Origin of the sequence: Kitasatospora sp. NPDC057198, from assembly GCF_042670125.1 — a bacterium.
In the GTDB taxonomy this organism is placed as follows: domain Bacteria; phylum Actinomycetota; class Actinomycetes; order Streptomycetales; family Streptomycetaceae; genus Kitasatospora.
This window is the reverse complement of the sequence record NZ_JBHUWH010000851.1, coordinates 1-1,483: the sequence shown is the minus strand read 5'-3', so window position 1 is coordinate 1,483 and position 1,483 is coordinate 1. Positions and strand designations below refer to the sequence as shown.

Sequence of the window (1,483 nt, the reverse complement as noted above, 5' to 3'; positions counted from 1 at the left end):
ACGGGCTGGCGCTCGATCAGGAACGCCACCGTCTCGTGCACGATCCGCTGTTCGTCGCCGCCGGCCAGGCCGGGCCGTTCCAGCACCCCGTCGGTGACCCGGACCTGCGTCGCGGCCCCGACCGGGCCGTCCTCGACCCGGACCAGGTACTCGCGGTCGCCCAGGGGCTCCACCCGGATGTCAACTGCCATGGCGCAGGTCGTCCTTCCGTCAGTGCTCAGCCGTACGGCGGTGCCGACGCCGCGTCACCTGCCGGTTCTTCGACGGGCACCAGCCGGTTCCACCTTACGCGCACCGAACGGCCGTCCCCCGTCGGCCGTCGCCCGTCAGCCGTCCCCGGTCGGCCGTCCCCGGTCGGCCGTCCCCGGCCCCGTTCCGGTGGCGGTGTCAGCTCCGGCCGAAGCAGCGCTCCAGTTCGTCCAGGTCGTAGAAGTAGGAGCCCTCGGCGATCGGGTGGCAGGCGTCCTTGAACGCGGTCTCCCGCTCGTTGTAGAACATCCGCACCAGGTAGCCCGGCCTGCCCCCGGTGTCGGTGGCGGCCCGGTACAGGTCCCACTGGAGGTTGGCGGCCATCGGGGCGACGTCGGCGCCGCGCCAGGGGTTGTTCGCGTAGTCGTAGGGCTGGGCCGGGTCGGCCTGCCGGGTGCTGCCGGGCAGGCCGAGCAGGGCGGCCAGCGGCTCGATCTCCTCGGCGTGGGTGAAGCGCAGCACGGCCCCGGCGCCGCTGGTGCCGGCGGCCTTCTGCTCGACCTGGGCGAACAGGTCGTCGAGCAGGACGCCGGCCATCTGGTAGGTGATGGTGCGGCCGGTGAAGCCGGGGCCCTTCTGGTAGAACTCCTCGGCGTCGTCGAGGTAGCCGAACCACCGGGCGTCGGGGGGCGTCAGGAAGCGGTCCAGGTCGGTGCCGTGGGCTTCGACGGACAGGTCGGGCGCGGCGCTGTAGAGCGCGTACAGCGAGCGGGCGAAGGCGGTCTGCCGTTCGGCGGTGAGGGTGTCGGCGAAGGCGGCGGTGAACAGGCGCCGGACGGTGTGCCGGGCGGCCTCGGCGGTGCGCGGGTCGGCGTCGATCGCGGCGAGGGCGGCGGCGAGCTGCGGGTCGTGCGCGGCGTACGCCTGGTAGTCGGCGTTCTGCGGCTGCTTGTGGAAGTAGAGCAGGTTCTTGTCGGTGACCGGGGCCTGGACGAGGCCGGCCAGGGTGGGTTCGCCCTCGACCAGGCCGGCGGTGAACGCGTCGGCGCTGGCGGTGGCGCGGGCGACGCCGGAGGTCTCGACCACGATCGGGGCGCCCTGGGCGGCGATGGCGTCGAACAGGCCGGGCAGTCGCCGTTCCGTCCGCAGCGCGGTCTGCCGCTGCTCGTCGGCGCCCCGGGCGGACAGGTTGCCGTAGCCGACCGAGGCGCCCGCGTCGAGCAGTGCCCGTACCTGGGGGGCGAGTCGGGCGCCGAGGCCGGTCAGTCCGCCGGCCCGCTCGGCCTCGGCGAGC

The 1,483-nt window shown here is 74.3% G+C and carries 1 protein-coding gene and 1 pseudogene; both read right to left on the bottom strand.

Going from position 1 to position 1,483, the window contains the following annotated elements; all coding sequences use genetic code 11:
* Positions 1-191, bottom strand: a pseudogene (locus ACFUEL_RS39625) (hypothetical protein); the annotation flags it as partial.
* 196 nt (positions 192-387) lie between these two features.
* A partial coding sequence (locus ACFUEL_RS39620; protein ID WP_380243065.1) for a histidine-type phosphatase occupies positions 388-1,483 on the bottom strand: 1,096 nt, incomplete at its 5' end.